The sequence below is a fragment of the Butyrivibrio sp. NC2007 genome (genome assembly GCF_000421405.1).
Taxonomy (GTDB): Bacteria; Bacillota; Clostridia; order Lachnospirales; family Lachnospiraceae; genus Butyrivibrio.
Genome location: NZ_ATWY01000025.1, coordinates 1 through 24,023, shown reverse-complemented (window position 1 = coordinate 24,023; position 24,023 = coordinate 1). Strand labels below are relative to the sequence as shown.

Below are 24,023 nucleotides of genomic sequence, written 5' to 3'. Positions count from 1 at the left end.
AATGGCAGGTAAACTTTATCTATGTGCTACCCCCATCGGAAATCTGGATGACATGACTTTCAGGGTTCTGGAGACCTTAAAGAGTGTCGACCTTATTGCTGCGGAGGACACCAGGAACAGCATAAAGCTCCTGAATCATTTCGATATTCACACCGAGATGACCAGCTATCACGAATATAATAAGTACGACAAAGCGCAGTACCTGATCCAGAAGATGCAGGAAGGAATCGATGTTGCGCTTATTACCGATGCAGGAACGCCCGCCATTTCGGATCCGGGGGAGGTTCTTGTTGCCGAGTGCCACAAGGCAGGCATAACTGTCACATCACTACCGGGACCGGCTGCGTGCATAACAGCGCTGACGCTGTCGGGACTTCCGACCAGAAGATTTTGTTTTGAGGGATTTCTGCCCTCAGCAACTGAAGATAAAAAAGGCAGAAAAAGAATCCTTGAGGACCTCAAGGATGAGAGCAGGACAATGATCATCTACGAAGCACCGCATCACTTAAAGGCTGCGCTGGATGACCTGTATGAGACGCTTGGCGACAGGCGCATCTCCATCTGCAGAGAGCTCACCAAGAAATATGAAGAAGTTCGACCAACCACTATTGCCGAGGCAATCTCTTTTTACAAAGAAAACGAGCCCAGAGGCGAGTATGTGCTGGTAATAGAGGGAAAGAGCCTCGAAGAGCAGGACGAGGAAAAGAGACTTTCCTGGCAGGAGATGAGCATCGAAGATCACATGAAGTACTACGAGGACCAGGGAATCTCCCACAAAGACGCCATGAAGAAAGTGGCAGCCGACAGAGGTGTCGGAAAGAGGGAGATCTATCAGGCACTGCTTAATACAGAAGAGGGGGACTGATCATGGAAGAGAAAGAGATTATTGCAAAAAGACCGCCCATGGGGTGGAACAGCTGGGACTGCTACGGGGCAGCGGTAAATGAGGAGCAGCTTCTCGGAAATGCGAAGTACATGGCAGAGAATCTTAAGGACTACGGCTGGGAGTACGTGATATGCGATATCCAGTGGTATGAGCCCACGGCGGATTCTCATCAGTATCACAAATTTACAGAGCTGGAGATGGATGAGTACTCAAGGCTTGTGCCTGCTGTGAACAGATTCCCTTCTGCAGCTAAGGGCAAGGGCTTTGGCCCCATCGCGAAAAAGATACATGACATGGGCCTTAAGTTCGGAATCCATATCATGAGAGGAATCCCGAGACAGGCTGTTCATCAGAACACCAAGATCCTGGGAACAGACAAGACTGCTAGGGATATTGCGATCCCTAACTCCATCTGCATGTGGAACACGGATATGTACGGCGTTGACGCCTCGGTTGAAGGCGCTCAGGCTTATTATGATTCAATATTTGAGCTCTACGCGAAGTGGGGCGTTGACTACGTCAAGGTTGATGACATCGCAAGGATTGACTGCGGACCGGAGGCTCCGGGAGCAGGATTTTCCGAGATTGCCATGATAAAAGAGGCTATTGAGAAGTGTGGAAGACCCATGGTTCTCAGCCTTTCACCGGGACCTGCCAAGCTTAGCCAGAAGGACTTCTTATTAGAGAATGCCAACATGTGGCGCATGACGGATGATTTCTGGGATAACTGGAAGATGCTCTACGACATGTTCGAGAAAGCCCACGAGTGGGAAGGCGTAGGTTGCAAGGGGCACTGGCCTGATTGCGACATGCTTCCTCTTGGACGCGTCTGCATGTGCAATGACGAGAACGGCGAGAAAGGCCACTACACACACTTAACACATGATGAGCAAAAGATCCTTATGACACTCTGGTGCATCTTCAGATCCCCTCTTATGTTTGGCGGCGATCTCAGAGAGAATGACGAGTTTACGAAAGCTCTTTTAACCAATGAAAGACTCCTTGAGATGCACAAGAAAGGCCGTAAGCCAAAGGAAATATACAGAAAGAAGGACCTGGTTATCTGGAGGAGCAGAGCCAAGGACGGAAGAACATTCCTTGCCATCTTTAACATCGGGGAAAAGACACAGAGCCACAAGATAAAGTTTAAAGATCTGGGACTTTCGGGGACCGAGGCAAAGGCCGTTGATATCTGGAGCGGAATGCAGGGAATCGTCAAGGATAAAGAGTGCGTTGACATGGCACCACACACAGTTGAGTGCTATGCCATTGAAGCGACGGAAGACGCGGCGGATGATATTTTCAGTCCATGTAGCTAATGCTAACTAATTTACACATATTTCATAGAAATTTGCCCTAAAAACATTGTTAAAAGCTTGGCTTTGTAGTATAAATGTAGTAGTGGGCGCAATTTGCCCCGTAATTTAATAGTGTATCCGCGAATTATCAGTATATAGTGAGGTATATGATTATTCGTGCAAAAATTATTAAGAAAAGAGGTTAACAAATGGCAAACATCGATTTAACCAAGTATGGAATCACAGGTACTACAGAGATCGTCCACAATCCTTCATATGATGATCTTTACACAGAGGAAATGAAGCCTGAACTTACCGGATATGAGAAGGGCGTTGACACAGAGCTTGGCGCTGTAAACGTTATGACCGGTATCTACACAGGTCGTTCTCCTAAAGATAAGTACATCGTTATGGATGAGAACTCCAAGGACACTGTATGGTGGACTTCAGACGAGTACAAGAACGACAACCACCCTATGACAGAAGAGACATGGGCTAAGGTTAAAGAGATCGCTAAGAACGAGCTTTCAAACAAGAGACTCTTTGTTGTTGACGCATTCTGCGGAGCTAACAAGGATACTCGTATGGCAGTTCGTTTCATCGTTGAGGTTGCTTGGCAGGCTCACTTCATTAAGAACATGTTCATCGTTCCTACAGATGAAGAGCTTGCAAACTTTGAGCCTGACTTCGTAGTTTACAATGCATCTCTTGCAAAGGTTGACGACTACCAGGCACTTGGCCTTAACTCAGAGACATGCGTAGCATTCAACATCACAAGCCGTGAGCAGGTTATCATCAACACATGGTACGGCGGAGAGATGAAGAAGGGTATGTTCTCAATGATGAACTACTACCTGCCTCTTAAGGGAATTGCTTCTATGCACTGCTCAGCTAACACAGATATGAACGGTGAGAACACAGCAATCTTCTTCGGACTTTCAGGAACAGGTAAGACAACACTTTCAACAGATCCTAAGAGACTTCTTATCGGTGATGACGAGCACGGCTGGGACGACAACGGAGTATTCAACTTCGAGGGCGGCTGCTATGCTAAGGTTATCGGTCTTGATAAGGATTCAGAGCCTGATATCTACAACGCTATTAAGAGAGATGCTCTTCTTGAGAACGTAACTGTAGACGGCAACGGCAAGATCGACTTTGATGATAAGAGCGTTACAGAGAATACTCGTGTATCTTATCCTATCAACCACATTAAGAACATCGTTCTTAACGTACATCCTACATCTTCAGGTCCTGCAGCCCAGAACGTAATCTTCCTGTCAGCTGATGCTTTCGGAGTACTTCCTCCAGTATCTATCCTGACACCTGAGCAGACACAGTACTACTTCCTGTCAGGCTTCACAGCTAAGCTTGCCGGAACAGAGAGAGGAATCACAGAGCCTACACCTACATTCTCAGCATGCTTCGGTCAGGCATTCCTTGAGCTTCATCCTACAAAGTACGGTGAGGAGCTCGTTAAGAAGATGCAGAAGTCTGGCGCTAAGGCTTACCTTGTAAATACAGGTTGGAACGGAACAGGCAAGAGAATCTCCATCAAGGATACTCGTGGAATAATCGATGCAATCCTTAACGGCGACGTTCTCAAGGCTGAGACCAAGAAGATTCCGATCTTCGATTTCGAAGTTCCTACATCACTTCCCGGTGTTGATCCTGCAATCCTTGATCCTAGAGATACATACGCTGATGCTTCTGAGTGGGAAGCTAAGGCTAAGGATCTTGCAGAGAGATTCACAAAGAACTTCAAGAAGTATGAAGGAAACGATGCTGGTAAGGCACTTGTTGCAGCTGGTCCTAAGCTCTAATTTAGAAGTTCTTCAATAGAAAAAATAAATGAGGCACTACGTCTTTTCCGGCGTAGTGCCTTTTCGTATAATACTATTAATAATTGTTGGGAGGAGTTTCAAAAGAATTCTGATGGAAAAGAAAAGAGAATGCTTTCTTGATATTGCAAAAGTGGCATCCATGTTAGGTGTCATAATTGTTCACACCGGCACTATCAGCTGGTATGAGGCCCCATTTGGGATCTATCCCTGGGGAGTGATAAATGTTTTTGATATGCTGGGGAGATTTAGCGTTCCGGTTTTCCTGATGATCAGCGGATATCTGTTTTTGAACCCGCAAAGACAGGTAAGTCCTTCTGATATTTTTAAAAAGTATATACCAAGACTTCTTTGCGCTTTCTTTTTCTGGTCATTTCTCTATGCCCTTATCACCAGTGGCTTCATGACTTCGAGATCGCTGTCGGGAGGCGTTGGTGAGAAACTCCTTCAGGACACACTTTCGGGCAGATATCATATGTGGTATATCTTTACCATAGCAGGGCTCTACATAATTACACCGGCTCTAAGGCCTGTTGCTACTGACCGAAAGGCCATGAGATATTTTCTTCTGGTGTCATTTTTGCTTACTTATCTGATCCCAACACTGCAGCTTATTCCTGCAGTTGCAGATAGCACTACATGGTTAACGGGGAAGTTTGATCTGTCTAACATCTCAGGATATGTTCTTTATTATCTTGCGGGATACTATTTTGGCACTATGGAGCTGAGTCCCAAGCAGAGAAAGATAATCTACACCCTTGGTATAGCATCAGCGCTGATTATGTTTGCAGTGGTTTCTACGATAATAATCATCAATCAGTATCCGACGCTCGCCTATCATAAATATACAAATGCCGGAATGCCTCTTTTTGGCTTGGCAGCATTTGTCTTTTTCAAATACAGATTTAAGGATGTGGATCCGGGTAGCAAAATTATGAGAGTAATAATAAAGCTTTCAAAAATGAATCTCGGAATATATCTGGTGCATGACTTTGGGCTTATTGTATTTAGGAAGATTGGATTAAGTCCGGTATTAGGAACGCCATTACTGATGCTTCCGCTACTTGCATTTGCAGACTATGTGATTTCTGCTTGCATCGTACTTGTGATCAGTCACATACCGGTGCTAAAAAAGTGGGTAATCTAAGAAGACATTGGGGAGACAGTTGTGAGTCAGTGGGGACGTTTCAGTTTGACTCATTTTGTGAAGCAAAATGAGTCAAACTGAAACGTCCCCACTGACTCACATATCACTCTTACTCTGAATATATTCTCTGGGGCTATGCCCGTCTACCTTCTTGAACACCTTGGAGAAGTAGTACGCTGACTCAAACCCAAGAGCATCAGCGACTTCGTAGATCTTCATATCACCGGAGAGGAGCATCTCTTTTGCCCGATCGATCTTCTTGGTGTAGACGTATTCTGAGAAGCCCGTCTCTGTATTTTTCTTGAAAAGAACTGACAGATAAGCCGGTGAGAGTCCGAAGACCTCTGCGACTTCGTTTAGCTGCAGCTTACCGCCGAGGTTCTCGTCGATGTACTGCTGGATCGCGCCGATGAGCTTGTCCTTGCCCGAGCGCCTGTTGCTGCCTACGATGTGACTGAAGAGACGAATGGGCTGGGCGCTGTCTGCCTGCTGCTGTGCAGTCTTTGCTTCGTCAAAAGAGATTGCGATATCCATGGGTGTAGAGACGGCAGAGCCGATACCAAAGGTAAGGGAAGCCTTAAAGTAACTGGTTATCATGGTCCTGGCATTCTCCAGTGCCTCCGTTATAAGGTCCATGGTTCCGGCAACGGGAGTATCCTCAGTGAAGGAAAAGACAACTGCGAAGTGCTGCAGGTCAATTGAAACAATCTGGCACGGTGCATGGCGGGAGATGATCTCTTTTGCCATGCTGATGCTGGAGTTGTAGATATCAAGTGCTTCCGGGGTAAAGCCATCCCCTGAGCTCGAAGCGCCATCTGATGAAATCTCGCCATAAACCACGATGTAGCGGTTGTAGTCAAAAGAAAGATTAAGGCTTCTTGCCTCGCTCAAAAGAGCTTCCTCAGAACCAAGGAGGTGACTGAAGAGCTTCATCATGAACTTCTGTCTGAGGTCCTCAAGAGAGCCTGTACTGCCGGCTTCTTTGGATGCACCGGACGGACGTGCTTCGTCAACACGCAAAATAGCTTTGTCTATAGCACTTGCAAGGGTCTTGGGATTGAGCTCTATCTTGACCAGGTAGTCCACGGCGTCATAGACGATGGCCTGCCTTGCCATCTCGAATTCCTCGTAGGCAGTCAGCATTATAAAGGCAGGAACTGAGCCGTACTTGTTGTGGGACTTACCCAGAAGCTCAAGCCCTGTCATCACCGGCATTCTGATGTCGGCAATAACGATGTCCGGCGGATTTTCCGAGATGATGTCCCAGGCCTCCTGTCCGTTGGAGGCTGTTCCCACTACTTCTATTTTGTCAGCCAGCTCTTTTGCCAGCATACTCTTTAAGCCTATCTGCACAAGAGGCTCGTCATCTACAATCAGTAATCTGTACATTGATCTTAAAACTCCAACTTGTTATTACATATATTTTTCTTCCGGTGGTGCGATAAAGGGAAGCGTAAATCTCATGGTGGTGTAGACTCCCGGCTCGCTTTCTATCGTGATTCCGTAGCCCTCGCCGAAAGTATATTTGATGCGCTCGTTGACATTGTAAACGCCGATCTGCTTGAAGAACTCGGTGCTGGTCTGGCTTGCGCCGGAGAGCACTTCGGCAATTGCCTCCGATGTCATGCCAACGCCGTTGTCGGTAACATCTATTATAACATTGCCGTCCTTGCGATAAGTGTGGATGGTGATCCTGCCTGCGCTGCCCTTGGGCTCGATGCCGTGGAAGATGGCGTTCTCGATTATGGGCTGCAGGGAGAACCTGTTGATGTGCTGCTTTAGCAGTGCTTCGTCATCTGTGATGTACTCAAGATCGATGGTTCCGCCGTAGCGGTATTTCATAATGGTAAAATAGTCATCGACCAGCGAGAATTCATCGCTGATCGGGATCAGGTCCTCAGTGCTCTTTGCGATGTTCTTCATAAGGCGCGAAAGAGATGTCGACATATCCGCGATGCCCTCCGACCCCTGGATAGTTGCCATCCACTTGATGGTATTTAATGTGTTGTACAAAAAGTGAGGATTGATCTGGGATTGAAGTATCTGGTATTCCAGGTCGTGCCTTGCCTTTTCGTCGAGAAGTCTTTTGTTCATAAGATCGGATACGTTCTCGGAGAGGTTGTTGATGCCACGGCCGATCTCGCCCAGCTCGTTGTTCCACTCGATCTTCTCATCACGTGAGAAGTCGCCCTGACCGATTGTATCGAGCCTGCTTATCAGGCGGTCAACAGGTCTTGTTATGGTCCTGTGCAGAGAAAAACTAAGCATCACGCCTGCAAAGAGAATGACAAGGAAGATGACCATGATCATGAGCTGATAGGATCGCATCCTGTTTATCAGTGCGGCTTTTGACGGAAGGTAGGACAGTGTCCAGCCCGAGTCCGGGAGGGTATAGGAAATCGCGCCTTCAGGAACAGTCTCTTTTAAAAGACCTTCATCCGTATATCTGTAAGTTACGCCCTTGCTGAATGTGATATAAAGTGCATCATCTTCCGTCAGCACAAAGCTCTTTAGCGAATCGGTTATGACAGAGATCGGAATATCCATGTAAACCCAGCCGATGATGGCCGAGGAGGATGAGCTGTGGATGGGCCTGATGATGGGGATGACCTTTGGATTGCCGTTTTTACTTAAGGGATTGGGATAAAAGCCGTTCCACTTAAAGCCGGGAGCAGTGATAAGATCATCGAAGAACGAAGTATCCATAATGGTCATGGGCACATCGGTGACGGACTGATCGTTACCTCCCGAGACACACTGAAGGAACTGAGTTCCGCCGGGAGTTGAGATGATGACCCTTGTTACGGAATTTCTGACACCTACTATATTAAATTCGTTATTGAGATGATTCCAGGCGCCGACTGAGAGCTTCCTGCCGGCCTGAATGTCATTGGCATAAGACCTGTCCACGGTGCGGAGATAGTTGCCGATGGTACTGTCGAGGCATATCCAGTTGGTGAAGGTGATAACGGTATTTATGTCGGAATCCAGATCGCCACCGAGGACGTGGATGTTGGTGAGCGCAGACTGCTGCTGGTTTTCCCTGAGGTACCTGGCGGAGAGAACGTAGCTTGCACAGGCAACTGCCAGAGCTATGATGAGGGCAAAACCCACAGCCCATAACACGATTTTGTTACGAATAGAGTGTTTTTTGGTATGCATAGGTATATATTAGAGCAGTGGGGAAATAAAGAAAATACAATTTTATATAAAAAAATTGCATTTTTTTGACAACAAGAAATAAAGAATGTACATTCATTCAATTATTAACAAAATATAAACTATGTGTATAACAAACAAGCCGTCATGTGATGGCACCTTGAGAGGGAGGTTAATATGAAAAAGAGAATTCTTAGCTCTTTACTTGCTATGACCATGGTCGTTGCAAGCATCACCGCTTGCGGAGCAGCAGAGCAGGCTCCTGCAGCAGACACAGCACAGACAGAAACACAGGCACAGCCCGAGGCAGCTCCTGCAGCAGATACACAGGCAGCAGCTGAGACACCGGAAGCTACATCTGATGAGCCAGTAACACTTAAGTGGGCTCTTTGGGATGTATCAAGCACAGTTTACTATCAGCCACTTATCGACGCTTATACAGCAGCACATCCAAATGTAACCATCGAGATGGTTGACCTTGGATCAACAGATTACAGCACAGTTCTTGGAACACAGCTTTCAGGAGCAGGTTCAGACTTCGACGTAGTAACAATTAAGGACGTTCCCGGCTACGTATCACTGGTTAACAAGGGCGTTCTTGAGCCCCTTAACGACCGCATCGCAGCAGACGGCGTTGATCTTTCACTCTACAACGGAGTAACAGATCAGGTTACTATCGACGGAAACCTCTATGAGCTTCCTTTCAGATCAGATATCTGGGTTCTCTTCTATAACAAGGACATCTTTGATAAGGCAGGCGTTGCTTACCCTACAAACGACATGACATGGGAAGAGTACGACAAGCTTGCAAGAAGCGTTACAGATACAACACCAGGTGCTGAGGTTTACGGATCTCACTACCACACATGGAGATCAACAATCCAGCTTGATGGTATCCTTGATGGCAAGCACACCATCGTTGATGGCGAGTATGACTTCACAAAGCCTTACTACGAGATGGTTCTTAATCAGCAGAAAGACGGTGTCTGCATGGATTATGCAACACTTAAGACACAGGGACTTCACTACTCAGCAGCATTTGCTCAGGGTAACGTAGCTACAATGAACATGGGATCATGGTTCATCGCAACTCTTATCCAGAAGATCAAAGACGGTGAGTACACAGACTGCACAAACTGGGGTATTGTTAAGTATCCTCACGCTGACGGTGTTGAGCCCGGTTCAACTCTTTCAACAATCACAGCTCTTGCAGTTCCTACATCAGCTCCTAATAAGGATGCAGCTTGGGATTTCGTTAAGTTCGTAAGCGGCGCTGAGGGTGCAGAGGTTATGGCTTCTACAGGTAACATCCCTGCTATGACCAACAAGACAATCGTTGACATCATCGCATCTATGGACGGCTTCCCAACAGACGATGCTTCCAAGGAAGCTCTTATCACAAGCCACACATATCTTGAGATGCCTGCAAACGACAAGTCATCTGAGATCGAGACAGTTCTCAACGAGCAGCACGACCTTATCATGAATGAGGAAGTAAGCGTTGATGATGGTATCGCTGCAATGAACGAAGGTGTTCAGGCAGTTCTTGCTCAGTAATAAATTATAATCAGATACCAAAAAGAAGGAGCACTTGAATTTCAGGAAAGCCCTAATTCAAGTGCTCTTTTTAGGAAAAAGGCATTGGTGAGTCACTGGGGACGTTTCAGATTGACTCATTTTGCTTCACAAAATGAGTCAATCTGAAACGTCCCCAGTGACTCACCAAGCTGAAACTGAATCGAAGGAAAATGAGGAAACACACATGGCTGCAGAACTTACTGCAATGGAACAGAATATGAAGAGACGCCAGAGGAAAAGAAATCTGGTGGCCTATTCATTTATCGCACCGAACTTTATAGGGTTTGCAGTATTTACCCTTGGACCTATAATCCTGGCCCTGCTCATGTCTTTTGCTGAGTGGGACGGAAGTAATGCGATGAAGTTTGTGGGTCTTAGCAACTTCACGCAGATATTTGCAGACGACAGATTCACATCTGCCTTAAAGAATACGATCATCTACAGTATATTCACAGTGCCCGTAACTCTTGTAATGGCGCTGGCACTGGCTATTCTTCTCAATCAGAAGATCAAGGGAAAGAGCTTTTTCAGAACCGTTGCCTTCTTCCCATATGTTGCTTCACTGGTTGCCGTTGCTGCTGTATGGAACATGCTCTTTACACCGGCCAAGGGCGGAATCGTGAATCAGCTTCTTATGAACGTATTTCATGCTCAGCCTCTTAAGTGGGCTGCATCATCAAGTACGGTAATGTTGACAATTATCATGTTCTCCGTATGGAAGAACATGGGTTACTATATGGTCATTTATCTGGCGGGACTTCAGGGAATCAGCGAAGACCTTTATGAAGCCGCTTCCCTGGACGGAGCAAATGCATGGCAGAAGTTTTTGCACATCACTGTTCCGCAGCTCAAGCCCACCACTTTCTTTGTAACAATCATGCTTACTATCAACTGCTTCAAGGTATATGACATTGTTTATATGCTGGCAGGAGGCTCCAACGGTGTTGTCAATAAGAGCGCCATCGTTCTTGTTTACTACATCTACGAGGAAGCTTTCAGAAACTGGAAGCTGGGAAGAGCTTCTGCATCAGCACTGGTGCTCTTTGCCATAGTTCTTGTTGTTACACTCATCCAGTTCAGGGGTGAGAAGAATTACGCTAACGACTGACGGGGAGGAATCAAAAGTGAAGAGCAAAAAGAACAATCGCATAATAGGAAATATCATAATCTATGCGCTGCTGATCCTCCTGGCACTTATGATGCTTGTGCCTTTCCTTTGGATGATCTCCGCATCGCTTAAGTTTAACAAGGACGTATTCGTAATTCCCTTCGAGTGGATCCCCAAGGCGCCCAGATGGCAGAACTACATTGATATCTGGACCAAGATCCCTCTGGCAAAGTTCACATTGAACACAGCCAAGCTGACACTTATCGTCACACTGCTCCAGCTCTTTACCTCGAGCTTTGCAGCCTACGCCTTTGCCAAGCTGGAATTCAAGGGAAGAGATCTTTTGTTCCTGGCATACGTGGCAACCATCGCAGTTCCATGGCAGGTTTACATGGTTCCTCAGTTCATGTTCATGAGAAGCCTCGGCCTTGCAGATACGCACCTTGCCATCATCATACTTCAGGCTTTCTCGGCCTTTGGAGTGTTCCTCATGAGACAGTTCTACGAGGGAATCCCGGATTCGCTGTGCGAAGCAGCCAGGATCGACGGAATGAGTGAGTACGAGATCTACGCCAAGATCATGCTTCCGCTCTCAAAGCCTGCGCTGTCAACACTGATCATCTTTACCTTCGTTAACACCTGGAACGACTTCCTTGGACCACTCATCTATCTGACCACCGAGTCCAAGAAGACATTGCAGATCGGACTGAAGATGTTTATTTCGCAGTACTCTGCCGAATATGGTCTTATTATGGCAGCATCTGTGTTATCATTAATACCGGTATTTATTGTGTTTATTTCACTTCAGAAGTACTTCGTTGCCGGCATTACAACCGGTGCAGTAAAGGGATGATCAGATGGCAAAAGAGATTTCACATAGACACCTCGTATACGACTACTTTAAGGAAACGCGCTCACTGTGCGCGTTTTCTTTGTGTCCTGACATCAGTGACAGGAAGGAGTACGAAGGGCTCCCGGCGCATCTTAAGGACATGCTCATAGAAGATGGTAAAAGAGCTAACAAAGAGCCCTGGTCCGTGATCCTTTTGTCCGACTATCTGGAGTTTTCAAAAAACGGAAACAGAGTAAGGTTTGAGGAACTGTATTTTTCCAGAAGAAGAAAACTCTGCAGCCTTGTAATGGCGGAGCTTGCAGAGAACAAGGGGAATTTCTGCGAGGATATCCTTGACGGAATATACCTTATTCTCTCAGAATCTTCCTGGTGTCTTCCTGCCCACAACTCACATATCAGGGATGAGAAGCAGCAGGAAATGCCCGACGTCCTTCATCCGATAATCGACCTTTTCGCCGCAGAGACCGGCGCCCTTTTGGCATTTGCTGAGTATCTGCTTCGCCCTGTCTTTAGGGAAAAGAGCTCTGATATCAGCGAAGTTATAGAAAGCGCCCTGAAAGAGAGGATCTTTACGCCCTATGAAACCGAGCACTTCTGGTGGATGGGAGACGGCGAGCAGCCCATGTGCAACTGGACGCCCTGGATAATTCAGAACGTGCTCATCTGCGCACTCACAAGGGCGGAAGGATATTTTCAGGAAAAAGAGCTTACGGACTACCTCGAGAGATCGGCCATATCTCTGGACTTCTTTCTTGATGAGTACGGCGATGACGGATGCTGTAACGAGGGAGCATCCTATTACTCCCACGCAGGTCTGTGCCTGTTCGGGGCGCTGTACCTGATGAGTGATGTGCTTAAGGGAACCGGCTTTGATCAGATATTTAAAGAGCCGCTAATAAAGAACATCGCAAATTTCATCGTAAAGATGAATGTAACGGACAACATATACATAAACTTCGCGGACTGCGCAGCTGTTGGCGCAAGAAGAACTTCAAGAGAATTCTTGTTTGGTAAGCTTTGCGGAGATGAAGTGCTGGCTTCCTTTGCAGCTGCTGATTTCAGGAAGGCTGATGATGGCGACAGGATACTTACGGGAGAGATAAATCTCTTTTACCATGTGCTTCAGGCACTTAGCTATGAAGAGATGACAGAGTACCCGGAGAGTGAGACGCTCTGCGGGGATTCATTCTTTGAGAGCACGGGGCTCATGGTCAGCAGGGATGAGACTTACATCTGTGCAGCCAAGGCTGGGGACAATGCCGACAGCCACAATCACAACGACGTGGGTTCGTTTACCATCTATAAGGGAGGAAACCCACTTATCATCGACCTTGGAGTCGGGACCTATACCAGAGAGACGTTTTCCGACAGGCGCTATGAGATCTGGACTATGCAGTCGCAGTTCCACAACGTGCCTACCTTTATAAAAAATGATACTGAAGTAAAAATCGCCAGCCTAGGATTTGACGCAGCCGGGGATTACTATAATGATGGCATTATTCTGCAAAAAGACGGAAAAGAGTTTGGCGCAAAAGGCGTCTTAGCTGCACTTGAAGGGGATTCAAAAACCGGAGCAAGTTCGCTTTCAATGGACATCGCCGGAGCTTATAAGAGCGATGAGGTCCGCAGATATTTCAGGACCATTACCCACAAAAAAGGGAGCGGTGTTGAGGTTTTGGATGAGTATGAAGGGAGTGCGACAGCTCTTTTGACCCTGATGACGTACGAAAGGCCCGAGGTAAATGTTGGTACTTCGGGAGAAACATGCATCAGAATTGGAGATCTTGGAGAGGCAGTTCTTACCGGAGGTGAGGTCGTTGAAATCCAGACCTATCCCATCACCGACGAGAGACTGAAGATTTCCTGGAAGCATGAGGTTTACAGGGTGCTGATAAAGATGAGCGCCGGCAGGATAAGTCTTAAGATAAGTTAGAGAAAAGAGAAGGAGAATCGGTATGAGAGCGCTGACAGAAAATGAGAGTGCATGGGTCCTTGAGACCCTTAAGAAGATAGAAGATAAAATGACAGTGGTTACAGAAAGAAATAGGGACAAGATCCCCTACACCACAGAAAATGGCAGGTTTGACGATAAGAGCGTCTCGGACCCATGCTGGTGGACCAACGGCTTTTGGGGCGGCGAGATGTGGCAGCTTTTTGCGCTGACCGGAAACGAGATGTTCAGGCAGGAGGCCATAGGCGTCGAGGACAAGCTCGATAAGAACCTTATGAACACTGACGGGCTGGATCACGACAACGGCTTTAAGTGGCTGCCGACTTCCGTTATCAGATACAAACAGGAAAAGAACAAGGAGTCCCTGAACAGGGCGATGCTGGCTGCAAATAACATGGCCGGCAGATTCAACCTTGCCGGGAACTTCATCAGAGCCTGGAACAACTGGGACAACGTGGACAGAAGGGGCTATGCGATAATCGACTGCATGATGAACCTTCCGCTCCTTTACTGGGCGAGCGAGGAGACAACGGACCCGAGATTCAAGATGATAGCTGTAGCTCACGCGGATACTGCCATGAAGGAATTTGTCAGAGAGGACGGATCGGTTAACCACATCGTTGTCTTTGATCCATTCACGGGCAAGGTGACTGAGACCCTGGGCGGTCAGGGATACGCTGTGGGCTCATCCTGGACAAGAGGCCAGAGCTGGGGAATCTACGGCTTTGCGCTGTCAGCTCTTTATACAGGGGAAAAGAAATATCTGGAGACTTCGGCGAAGATTGCTGACTATGTGCTCTCTGAAATGCCGGAGAGCTATCTGGTGCCCATCGACTACAGACAGCCGAAGGACGTGGACCTTGAGGATTCCACGGCAGCAGCCATCACAGCTTCAGGTCTTATCGAGCTGGCCAGGGGGCTTGATGATGATGGCGAGGCAGATAAGTATTTGGATGCTGCGCTCAGGCTCCTTAGGACACTTGATGAAAAGCGCGTAAGCTGGGGCACGGATACAGACAATCTTCTTAATAACTGCGCGGTTGATTATCACGGCGATGGCCACAACATGTCCATCATCTATGGTGATTACTACTTTATAGAAGCGCTTATGAAGCTGGCAGATAAGGCACTTAGGATTTTCTAAGGCCCGGGGGGAGAGAAGATGGTATTTAAACCTACACATACAGACTTTGAACTCAGCCCTTACACGGGGCTTACCAGAGAGAGCTGGATAGAGGCGGCAGAATATCTTTTGTCCGGCGTCTTTAATAATCTTAAGTCAATTGAGGATCCGGTAGTCATGCCGAGGTATGAGAGAGAGATCACATATCCTCAGCCGGATCATCCGCAGTGGCGCTTTAAGGCCGAGATCTTTGAGGGGCTGGCGAGATCTTTTTTCATAGCTGCGCCACTTGTGCATATTAAGCCGGAGCTTGAGCTGAACGGGATAAACGTCAGGGACTACTATGCAAAGCAGGTTCTGTGCGCTGTGACGCCCGGGGAGCCTAACTATGTCCTGAACTACACGGATATGAAGAGCACGGACGAGAGCGGAAATCTGTTTGCTGCATATCAGCAGACCGTGGAGACGGCGGCGCTAGTCATCTGCCTGTGGATGTCTGCGGAGGAGATTTGGGATAAGTACAGCAAGGAGGAGAAGGACAGGATCGCAGCATTTCTGTCGGACTTTGCCCATGCCAATACTGTGCCTCAGAACTGGAGGCTCTTTAACATGTTGGACCTTGCTTTCCTCTACATGAACGGGTATGAGATCGACGAGGACATCATGAGAGACCACGCCCAGAACATACTTCATTATTATGTTGGAGATGGCTGGTATCGCGACGGGCACTCTTTTGACTACTACTCATGCTGGGCTTTCAACATGTACACAGCCATCTGGAACAACTGGTATGGCTATGAAAAAGAGCCTTACATCGCAGCGAGGTTTGAGGAGAATTCCAATGAACTTATGAAGACCTATCCCTATTTCTTCGACAGGGACGGTTTTACAAATATGTGGGGCAGGAGCGGAATCTACAGAAACGCAGCTACCAGCGCCATTGACGGAAATCTTATGATGAAGAATCCTACGGTGGATCCGGGACTTGCAAGACGCATCTGCTCAGGGTCGCTACTTCAGTTCTTCACAAGGGATGACTTCCTGTGGGAGGGCGTTCCGACGCTTGGGTTCTACGGTCCGTTCTCACCGCTTCTTCAGGGATACTCCTGCGCAGAGTCACCCTTCTGGCTGGCGAAGGCTCTCTTGTGCCTGCACTTGCCTGAGGATCATCCGTTTTGGACTGCCAGGGAGAATGGCGGAATCTGGGATGAGCTTAAGGATAAGGAAACTAAGGTCTGGACCCTTGACGGACCGGGGCTTTGCATGGCAAACCATCAGGCCAACGGCATTACGGAGCTCCGCACCGGCAAGATTGTTAAGCACAAAGATGATGAGCATGGCATGAACAATTACTCCAAGCTTGTCTTTAATTCTAAATTCCCATGGGAAGCTACCGTGGATAGAGCGGTTGAGTCCCAGCAGTACGTGGTTCGTTACACCGACGAAGACATGGCGCTTCGCGGAAATGTCACTTACTGGGCGGGAGAGAAGGACGAGGTCCTCTACAGGAGGCAGTTCTTTGACTACGAGATGGAGACCGAGTGCCACTGGCGCACAGCTATCGACCTGGCGGACTTTGCCGTTCCCTACGGAATCATCAGGGCCGACAAGATCCGCATGTACAGAAGGCCACTTGAAGTAACGCTCGGCGCCTTCGGCTTCCCGGATAACGGCACAGATGTCACATTTCTTGAGAAGAACGGAGCCAGGGCAGCAGTCCTTAAGGGCCATGACCACACCGGCAAAGAGAAGCAGATGGCCTTCACCATATTCGACGGCTGGAGCAGCATTGAGCGCATAGACTCTGAGGGCACAAACCCCGACAGCAAGAAGTCCATCGTCATGTACGCCAAGACTTCCAGGCAGAAGCAGTACGGGTACGAACCCTACTTCCTGATCTCCCAGGTCATCACCAAGGAGTCTCTGGAGGACTTCACCGAGGACGAGATCTTTCCTATAGAGAAAGTGGAATACACCGATCCCCAGAACTGCGGCGGCTACGGCCCCGTTACAATCCACCTAAAGAGCGGCGAAACAAGAGTGATCGACTTCTACGGCATCGAAGGGAGATTTTCAGTATGAAGATTAGCATATACAATGACTGGGACCATGTCCCGAAAGCAGAAGCGGAATGCGAGGCAGAAGTGATTCTGGCCTGGGATGGAGAATACAGGAAAGGCGATATCATCGAGTTCTCCGGAATAACTCCGGGAGAGTTCTATGTGGTGAAGGTGGATGCCACCATCGACCCGGCGCTGGTACTGATAAAGGAGGAAACAGTTCTCTTCACTGTGCCCTTCTATGAGAAAAAGACAAGCTACAATCCCCTTTCCTTCTTCGGAAACAGGCACATAGTCACCATCAGGAAGGCAGAAGAATACGAGATCAAAGCCTACAGAAACCTGGCGCTTAATCCCTTTGACCAGCATGAAGTATCAGGAGTTTATCCGCACGCCAGCGCCAACGTTGAGACCAGAGGCGAAGCCGTGTTTGCAGCACGTAACGCAATAGACGGATGCAAGGCAACCCTTTCCCATGGTGAGTGGCCATACGAATCCTGGGGCATCAACAGGCAGGACGATGCAGAGATCACGCTGGACTTCGGAAGAAAGGTAGATATCGACAAGATCGTCCTGTACACAAGAGCGGATTTCCCGCATGACAACTGGTGGATACAAGGAACCTTTACCTTCTCTGACGGCAGCAGCGAAACCATAAAAATGGACAAGAAAGTACAGGAGCCACATATATTCAACATAACCAGAAAGGGAATCGAATCCCTCAAGCTTGGCAACTTGATCAAAGCAGACGACCCAAGCCCCTTCCCGGCGCTGACCCAGATCGAAGTCTACGGCACGGAATCCAAGTAAAAATAAGGCTTTCCTCCGCCAAGAGGAAAGCCTTTATAATTTTTATCTCTTATTCTCATGCGCCAGTGAAGCCTTAATAAATCCGGAGAACAGCGGATGTGGCCTGTTAGGCCTGCTCTTAAGCTCAGGATGTGCCTGAGTTGCCATGTGGAAGTCATTGCTTGGAAGTTCGATCATCTCAACAATCCTGCCATCCGGTGACATTCCGCAGAGCTTCATTCCGTTCTGAACCAGCACGTTTCTGTAGTCGTTGTTAACCTCATATCTGTGACGGTGACGCTCAGTGATGTTCTCATCGCCGAAGAGCTCGTAAGCCTTGGAGTCCTTATCAAGAACGCAAGGGTATGAACCAAGACGGAGAGTTCCGCCGATATCCTCAACACCGTTCTGATCAGGTAAAAGAGCTATCATAGGATGCTGGGTGTTTGGATCAAACTCAATTGAGTGAGCATCTGTATATCCGACAACGTTTCTTGCAAACTCAACGATAGCCAGCTGCATTCCAAGACAAAGTCCAAGGAACGGAAGGTTGTTCTCTCTCGCATACTTGATGGAGGTGATCATACCTTCGATACCACGATCGCCGAATCCGCCGGGAACAATAAGTCCGTCAACATCTGAGAGGATTTCTGCAACATTGTCCTCGGTAACTTCCTCTGAATCAACCCACTTGATGTCAACTGCTGTCTGATTGGAAATACCGCCGTGCTTAAGTGCCTCAACAACGCTGATGTAAGCGTCGTGGAGCTGAGTATATTTACCAACAAGGGCAACCCTTGTCTCGTGCTTAAGGGAGTAGAGAGTGTCAACCATTGCCTTCCAGTCTGTAAGGTCGGGCTCGGGACATTCAAGGTTCAAGCACTCACATGCAACCTGAGCCAGATGCTCTTTTTCCATGGCAAGTGGTGCTTCATATAAGTATTCAAGGTCAAGGTTGTTGAGAACATGGCTTGATGGAACATTACAGAAAAGAGCTATCTTCTCCTTGGTCTCGATATCCAGCTCCAGCTCACTTCTGCAGACGATAACGTCGGGCTGAAGTCCCATTCCCTGCATAGTCTTAACAGCTGACTGTGTGGGCTTGGTCTTGATCTCCTGTGAGCAGCGAAGGTAAGGAATGAGAGAAACAAGGATGAGCATTGCATTGTCGTGTCCTACCTCGTGCTGGAACTGTCTGATGGCCTCAAGGAACGGCTGTGACTCGATATCTCCCACGGTTCCTCCAACCTCGATGATGGCGATACGTGTCTCATCATCTGTAAAGTTGCGGTAGAACTTGCTCTTGATCTCATTGGTGATGTGAGGGATTACCTGAACGGTCCTTCCGCCGTAATCACCGCGACGCTCCTTCTGAAGAACTGACCAGTAGATCTTACCGGTTGTGACGTTTGAGTTCTTGTCCAGGTTCTCGTCGATGAATCTCTCATAGTGACCAAGGTCAAGGTCTGTCTCTGTTCCGTCTTCGGTAACGAATACCTCTCCGTGCTGTACGGGGTTCATTGTACCCGGGTCGATATTAATATATGGATCAAACTTCTGCATTGTAACTTTGTAGCCGCGGGCCTTAAGTAGACGTCCCAGCGACGCAGCAGTGATTCCTTTCCCTAGACCTGATACAACACCACCTGTCACAAAGATGTATTTTACTGCCATTTTCGCCTCCCCTTGATTTAATCGATTGTACACGATATAATTCTATGTTATAGTTAAAACATCCTTTTTATTATAGCATGAACGGACATTTAAGGAAGTAGGAAAATATATGGACAATAATCAAAATCAAAGAAATGGAAATAACAACCCTCTCGGAGGGGGTGGCAATAATTCTCCGAGAAGACAGAACCTCATACTGCTACTTGTAGCAGCACTGGTAACAATGTTCTGCATGACATACTTTCTCAGAGCATTTTCAGAGAACACCAACAGTGAAGTTACCTATTCGGAATTCATTCAGAAGGTAGAGGCCGGCGAGATAGAGAAGATCGTGATCGAGGAAGATCGCATCAACATCTATCCCAAGGAAACCAAGGCAGAAGACCAGCTCGGCTTTGGCTATTCCCTCACAGGCTATACCACAGTGACTTATTACACAGGCAAGGCAGAAGAGGACAGCGTCCTTACCCAGAGAATGCTGGATGCGGGAGTTGAGGTATCAAGCGAAGTTCCCGACAGCTCAGGTGCTATACTTACGTTTCTTCTTTATTATATAGCGCCGATTCTTCTTATGTGGCTCCTTCTCTCCATCATCTTCAAGAGAATGGGCAGAGGCGGCGGACCACTTAGCGTAGGTAAGAGCAATGCCAAGGTCTATGTACAGAAGGAGACCGGAGTTACATTCAAGGATGTAGCAGGTGAGGATGAGGCAAAAGAGTCTTTGGTGGAAGTCGTAGATTTCCTCCATAACCCAAGTAAGTACGCCAAGATCGGAGCTAAGCTCCCCAAGGGCGCTCTGCTTGTAGGCCCTCCCGGAACAGGTAAGACACTTCTTGCCAAGGCTGTTGCCGGAGAAGCACATGTACCTTTCTTCTCACTGGCAGGTTCGGACTTCATCGAGCTCTATGTCGGCGTAGGTGCCAGCAGGGTTAGAGATCTTTTCAGCGAAGCAAGTAAGAATGCACCATGTATCATTTTCATAGATGAGATCGATGCCATCGGTAGAAGCCGTGACAGCAAGTACGGCGGAGGCAATGAGGAGAGAGAGCAGACTCTTAACCAGCTCCTTTCAGAGATGGATGGTTTCGATTCTTCCAAGGGTGTACTTATCCTTGGCGCTACCAACAGACCTGAGATCCTGGATAAAGCTCTTTTGCGTCCGGGACGTTTTGACAGACGAATCATCGTTGATAAGCCTGACCTTAAGGGACGTGAGGAGATCCTCAAGGTTCACTCCAAGGATGTTAAGATGGATGAGACCGTTGATCTTAAGGCCATCGCACTTGCAACCAGCGGAGCTGTAGGATCCGACCTTGCCAACATGATCAATGAGGCAGCCATCAATGCAGTCAAGGCACACAGAGAGTATGTATGCCAGCAGGATCTTATGGAAGCCGTTGAGCAGGTTCTTGTAGGAAAAGAGAAGAAGGACCGAATCCTCAGTAAGGCAGAGCGAAAGATCGTATCCTATCACGAGGTTGGACATGCGCTTATCAGCGCGGTTCAAAAGAACACAGAACCCGTACAGAAGATCACCATTGTTCCAAGAACCATGGGAGCTCTCGGATATGTAATGCAGGTTCCTGAGGATGAGAAATTCCTTCAGACCAAGGACGAGATCATAGATGACATCATCGTCAGCCTCGGCGGACGAGCAGCAGAGGAAGTTATCTTTAATACGGTAACCACCGGTGCTGAGAACGATATAGAAAAAGCTACCAGCATGGCGCGCAGCATGATCACCATGTTCGGTATGAGCGACAAGTTCGGACTTATGCAGCTTGAGTCAATCCAGAACAGATACCTGGACGGAAACAGAGTCCTTAACTGTTCCGATCAGACAGCTGCTGAGGTTGATGCCGAGGTTCAGAAGCTCCTTGCAGAGTGCTACGCCAAGGCTAAGAAGATCATCAGCGAGCACCTCGATGCAATGGACAAGATTGCTCAGTTCCTTATTGAGAAAGAGACCATTACAGGTAAGGAGTTCATGAAGATCTACCGCGAGGTTGAGAACATTCCTGAACCCACAGAGGAAGAGCAGGAGAAGGCTAAGGAAGGAAGAATCTACGCCACAAGAGCTGAATCAGCTAAGGTTGGTGAGGATGTTCCTGTTAAAAAGCCTAAGAAAGAAGAGCCTGCTCCCGAGCAGCCTGTTGAGAACCCGGTAGTAAGTGAACCGGAGCAGACACCGGCTTCCGAGCCACAGGTTCAGGACTTCCGTGAAGTAGATACAGATACCCCTGTCACAGAAGAGTCTTCAGAACAGGAAGTGCCTCAGCCCACTCAGAACCAGGGACTTTTCTCCCGCGTTCCTGAGGACTTTGATAAGAAAGACTAAGACATGATTTTAGGCCATGGACTTTTTCCATGGCCTTTTTTAATGTGTTGCAATAAGTGGATAAATCAAATATAATACGATTTATTTATAAAAATTTAATAAATTCAGAGGACATGATGAATTGGAGAAGAGAGATGTTGGTATCCTGTAATAAATGCAATAACCAATATAGTATTGATGCATCAAGCGGATATATCTGCCTGTGTAATGAATGCTTAAGTGTCTGTGATACAAACTATGAGCATGAACTGTTTATGAAAAGCTTTGACATTTTCCTTGGTGAAAACCTAATCGCAAATGTTGAGTGGAAAAAACAGCCGGTAATACATAACAGCTATTTCTTCAAGCTTCAATCCGTGTTCGGGGAAAAGAGGCTGCAAAGCCAAGATGCAGAAGATGCAGTTAAAGAGGCGGTTGACTGCATGATAAATCATGTCAAAGACATGAGACAGAAGGAAGCAGAAAGACTCGTCGGCGTAATAGTGGAAGAATATAACGCAAAAGAATTTTCGAAAGAATCAACTTTTTCCGGATGGGGTGTTTATCACGAAGGACTGTATGAAGGGAACTGCTATGATGTAACTTTAAAAGGAGATAAGCAGGTTGTTATACATTCAGCCGTGCCAATATGTAAACAATCTAAAAAAACTCGCTATAAGGGCAGATGTAAGTATCGGACACAACTAAATGCCAAAGAATTTGATGATATTTACAAGTGCACTATGTACGTATCGCTCTATGGTTATCTTTTTGAGGTGATTGCTGTATCTGAGCATTTGAGTAATGTAATGATAAACGATCATATGAAAAAAGAAACTGATCCATCCTTGTATGATAGCTGTCCGATAAGTTTTACCCATAATTTTTATGATGGTACATATAAAGATCTGTCTCCGGAAGAGACAGCCAAAATAGATAAAGTACGAATTGAAAAAAGAAGCATTAAATCAGATATCTTAGGCGGCGACTAAAATGAGTGAACATGTATTTGAAAAAGCAACGGTGGAAAGTAATGCTTACAGAGTATAAAGGTGAAATATTCAATATCGAAAAAAAAGGGAAAAAAGCAGATATATGGCGTTATACTCCCGTAGATGGCTTCCGAAAAACAGACATCGGTCGAGGCGGCATTATTTGTTACGAGAAAACTGTTAACTTAAAAGACACAAATGGTTGTTTTACAGTTGCGTTTCGGGCATTTTCAGATGGCTTGGCATTCTTTGTGAGTGATGTCAGAGGCAATGATGTGGTAGTACTCACTGGTAATGCTACCTATGCAAAAGAGCATGGTTTTCATGAAGTAGAGCGTCCATTATGGATAGCACAAATTACTAATGAAAGCTTTGATGAGTTCGAGATGATAATGTCAAATGTGGAAAATGGTGAAGATACGGTTACAAAAATGGATTGGAAGCAAATGAAAAGTGCGTGGTCCAGATATGAAGAAGACGTAAATTACTAAGCTAGTGCATAAGTGAGATAAATGCTATGAAAAAAAGAATTGAAGCAATAATATTGCTAGCTACAGTTTGTATATGTATTCTTTTCGTTGGATGTGGATTCTCAAGCAATTCCATTGACACCTCTTATGAAGAATGGGTAAACACGCTGGATTTGAAGAGTAAAAAGAATCTTTCAGTTGAGAGCTACAGTGAGAAAGACGGTACAATACAACTGCGTATTCAGTGTGTGAATGTAGACGGATATAGAGAACTGAGCGAGGTGGTTGATGCCACCAACCTGTTCATTGATGAGAATCCGGGATACTTTGGTGATTCCGATATCTCAATTATAGCTGTGAGTGGAAATCGAAAACAATTGACATCATTACTTGCGTTTGGTAACAAGGCACCTGATTCCTACGTGCTGGATCAGAATGATGCTTTGAAAGACCTGCAATCCGGAAAAGTTGAAACCATAGAATTATACAAGATGGATCTTCCGGAGGAAGTCTACACAGAAGATGTTAATTTAAAGGCGTCTGTAGCTTCAATATATTTCGATTATGGCAGTGGAATCTCAAAAGAGAGTTTAGGAATACTAAAGAATATTGATGGCCTTGAGCAGGTTGTTGTTTTCAACATGCTTGATGACGATATTGATGAGTTATGCAAAATGATTTGGGAATACAGACCAGGAATACCGGTATGCGAATGTGATATAAACGGAGAATATCGAACGCACAATCCATAAGGAGGCTGTTCATGAGAGATAAACG

At 46.8% G+C, this 24,023-nt stretch carries 18 protein-coding genes; 15 read left to right on the top strand and 3 right to left on the bottom strand.

The window, feature by feature from the left end:
- Position 1 precedes the first annotated feature (1 nt).
- The 4 genes from rsmI (at position 2) to G632_RS0116245 (ending at position 5,172) form a co-directional block, all read left to right on the top strand.
- Positions 2 to 865, top strand: a complete 864-nt coding sequence (rsmI, locus tag G632_RS0116260; RefSeq protein ID WP_022770552.1) for a 16S rRNA (cytidine(1402)-2'-O)-methyltransferase — start codon at positions 2 to 4, stop codon at positions 863 to 865.
- A 2-nt stretch (positions 866 to 867) separates the two neighbouring features.
- The gene (locus G632_RS0116255; protein WP_022770550.1) at positions 868 to 2,205 is read left to right on the top strand and encodes a glycoside hydrolase family 27 protein; all 1,338 of its coding nucleotides are present in this window, start codon (positions 868 to 870) and stop codon (positions 2,203 to 2,205) included.
- A gap of 188 nt (positions 2,206 to 2,393) precedes the next feature.
- Entirely contained in the window at positions 2,394 to 4,007 is a 1,614-nt protein-coding gene (pckA, locus tag G632_RS0116250; protein ID WP_022770549.1) for a phosphoenolpyruvate carboxykinase (ATP), read from the top strand.
- A gap of 112 nt (positions 4,008 to 4,119) precedes the next feature.
- On the top strand, positions 4,120 to 5,172 hold the full coding sequence (locus G632_RS0116245) for an acyltransferase (protein WP_022770548.1): 1,053 nt from the start codon (positions 4,120 to 4,122) through the stop codon (positions 5,170 to 5,172).
- 96 nt (positions 5,173 to 5,268) lie between these two features.
- Here G632_RS0116245 and G632_RS0116240 read toward each other — a convergent pair whose 3' ends face one another.
- Together G632_RS0116240 and G632_RS0116235 are read right to left on the bottom strand one after the other, a co-directional pair.
- The gene (locus G632_RS0116240; RefSeq protein WP_022770546.1) at positions 5,269 to 6,561 is read right to left on the bottom strand and encodes a response regulator; all 1,293 of its coding nucleotides are present in this window, start codon (positions 6,559 to 6,561) and stop codon (positions 5,269 to 5,271) included.
- Between the two features lie 24 nt (positions 6,562 to 6,585).
- Complete coding sequence (locus G632_RS0116235) at positions 6,586 to 8,286, bottom strand: sensor histidine kinase (RefSeq protein WP_022770545.1); 1,701 nt, start codon at positions 8,284 to 8,286, stop codon at positions 6,586 to 6,588.
- Positions 8,287 to 8,508: 222 nt separating this feature from the next.
- Between G632_RS0116235 and G632_RS0116230 the strand changes: the two genes are divergently transcribed.
- The 7 genes from G632_RS0116230 (at position 8,509) to G632_RS0116200 (ending at position 17,814) form a co-directional block, all read left to right on the top strand.
- Complete coding sequence (locus G632_RS0116230) at positions 8,509 to 9,888, top strand: ABC transporter substrate-binding protein (protein ID WP_022770543.1); 1,380 nt, start codon at positions 8,509 to 8,511, stop codon at positions 9,886 to 9,888.
- A 205-nt stretch (positions 9,889 to 10,093) separates the two neighbouring features.
- On the top strand, positions 10,094 to 11,017 hold the full coding sequence (locus tag G632_RS0116225; RefSeq protein ID WP_022770542.1) for a carbohydrate ABC transporter permease: 924 nt from the start codon (positions 10,094 to 10,096) through the stop codon (positions 11,015 to 11,017).
- Between the two features lie 16 nt (positions 11,018 to 11,033).
- Entirely contained in the window at positions 11,034 to 11,870 is an 837-nt protein-coding gene (locus G632_RS0116220) for a carbohydrate ABC transporter permease (protein WP_022770540.1), read from the top strand.
- Between the two features lie 4 nt (positions 11,871 to 11,874).
- Complete coding sequence (locus G632_RS0116215) at positions 11,875 to 13,803, top strand: heparinase II/III domain-containing protein (protein ID WP_022770539.1); 1,929 nt, start codon at positions 11,875 to 11,877, stop codon at positions 13,801 to 13,803.
- 22 nt (positions 13,804 to 13,825) lie between these two features.
- Positions 13,826 to 14,965: a glycoside hydrolase family 88 protein gene (locus G632_RS0116210; RefSeq protein WP_022770537.1), complete on the top strand. Its 1,140-nt coding sequence runs from the start codon at positions 13,826 to 13,828 to the stop codon at positions 14,963 to 14,965.
- An 18-nt stretch (positions 14,966 to 14,983) separates the two neighbouring features.
- On the top strand, positions 14,984 to 17,026 hold the full coding sequence (locus G632_RS0116205; protein WP_022770536.1) for a DUF2264 domain-containing protein: 2,043 nt from the start codon (positions 14,984 to 14,986) through the stop codon (positions 17,024 to 17,026).
- Positions 17,023 to 17,814 (top strand): DUF7402 domain-containing protein, encoded by a 792-nt coding sequence (locus G632_RS0116200; protein ID WP_022770534.1) that lies wholly within the window; start codon positions 17,023 to 17,025, stop codon positions 17,812 to 17,814. The genes G632_RS0116205 and G632_RS0116200 overlap by 4 nt, the downstream gene beginning before the upstream one ends.
- A gap of 42 nt (positions 17,815 to 17,856) precedes the next feature.
- Here the strand turns inward: G632_RS0116200 and G632_RS0116195 are convergent, their stop codons facing one another.
- On the bottom strand, positions 17,857 to 19,467 hold the full coding sequence (locus G632_RS0116195; protein ID WP_022770533.1) for a CTP synthase: 1,611 nt from the start codon (positions 19,465 to 19,467) through the stop codon (positions 17,857 to 17,859).
- Positions 19,468 to 19,576: 109 nt separating this feature from the next.
- Here G632_RS0116195 and ftsH point away from each other — a divergent pair, with 109 nt between their 5' ends.
- The 4 genes from ftsH to G632_RS0116175 all read left to right on the top strand — a co-directional run bounded on the left by ftsH (position 19,577) and on the right by G632_RS0116175 (position 23,998).
- Positions 19,577 to 21,805 carry an ATP-dependent zinc metalloprotease FtsH gene (gene ftsH, locus G632_RS0116190; protein WP_022770531.1) on the top strand — a complete coding sequence of 743 codons (2,229 nt, stop codon included), beginning with the start codon at positions 19,577 to 19,579 and terminating at the stop codon, positions 21,803 to 21,805.
- Between the two features lie 116 nt (positions 21,806 to 21,921).
- Positions 21,922 to 22,776 (top strand): hypothetical protein, encoded by an 855-nt coding sequence (locus tag G632_RS0116185; protein WP_155828914.1) that lies wholly within the window; start codon positions 21,922 to 21,924, stop codon positions 22,774 to 22,776.
- 41 nt (positions 22,777 to 22,817) lie between these two features.
- On the top strand, positions 22,818 to 23,267 hold the full coding sequence (locus G632_RS0116180) for a hypothetical protein (protein WP_155828913.1): 450 nt from the start codon (positions 22,818 to 22,820) through the stop codon (positions 23,265 to 23,267).
- 26 nt (positions 23,268 to 23,293) lie between these two features.
- Positions 23,294 to 23,998, top strand: coding sequence for a hypothetical protein (locus G632_RS0116175; RefSeq protein WP_022770527.1), 705 nt, complete (start codon positions 23,294 to 23,296; stop codon positions 23,996 to 23,998).
- The last annotated feature ends 25 nt before the right edge of the window (positions 23,999 to 24,023 follow it).